This is a genomic window from Sphingomonas sp. ABOLE, from assembly GCF_003950455.1.
GTDB lineage: Bacteria > Pseudomonadota > Alphaproteobacteria > Sphingomonadales > Sphingomonadaceae > Sphingomonas > Sphingomonas trueperi.
On sequence record NZ_QQWY01000115.1, the window covers coordinates 1 to 781 of the forward strand.

General features: G+C 58.0%; 2 tRNA genes and 1 rRNA gene. All 3 read left to right on the forward strand.

Annotated elements, in window-relative coordinates:
- Positions 1–104 (forward strand): 16S ribosomal RNA (locus CA234_RS24140); the annotation flags it as partial.
- 182 nt (positions 105–286) lie between these two features.
- A tRNA-Ile gene (locus CA234_RS24145) sits at positions 287–363 on the forward strand.
- A gap of 146 nt (positions 364–509) precedes the next feature.
- Positions 510–585, forward strand: a tRNA-Ala gene (locus tag CA234_RS24150).
- Positions 586–781 lie beyond the last annotated feature (196 nt).

The following is a 781-nucleotide window of genomic DNA, read 5'->3' on the forward strand; positions in this document are numbered from 1 at the left end:
GCTAACTCAGCAATGAGAGGCAGGCGACCACGGTGGGCTTAGCGACTGGGGTGAAGTCGTAACAAGGTAGCCGTAGGGGAACCTGCGGCTGGATCACCTCCTTTCTAAGGATATCGGCGGAAAGCGCTCATCGGTTCGCCCGGTGAGAAGAGCTTCCTCCATTCCAAAGAACATTTGCCGCCGTCCTCATGTCCCTTCATCACTGGATATCGACCTCTTCGGGGTCGATTGCCTGAGCTGGCTCACGCCGCCCGCGGCCTTTTGTGGCTAGTTCGGGATGGCGAATGGGCCGGTAGCTCAGGTGGTTAGAGCGCACGCCTGATAAGCGTGAGGTCGCAAGTTCAACTCTTGCTCGGCCCACCATTCCGCCAGTTTCGAGGCGATTTAGCCCTGCTAAATCGCACGAAACCAGGACGGCCAGCGCTGCAGAGCGCGCCACAAGGCGCAGCTTTGCTGCGACTGACGGCGCAAGCGTGCGCTGTTCGTTTCCCGGAACTTTCGGAACTTTCGGGGCCTTAGCTCAGCTGGGAGAGCGGTTGCTTTGCAAGCATCAGGTCATCGGTTCGATCCCGATAGGCTCCACCAGCTTTTCGTCGAGACACGCTTCGCGTGCTCTCCGAAAAGCTGAGGCGAACGGCGCTAGCCAATATCCAGAGATGAAGACACGAGATCCGCTGCCGAGGCAGCGGTCCTACGATCCCATGGATCGTGAGCTTTTTGACATTGTGAATGGGTTTTTCAAATCGATGCCGTGACGGCGTTGGTTTCAGTCGCGAGACTG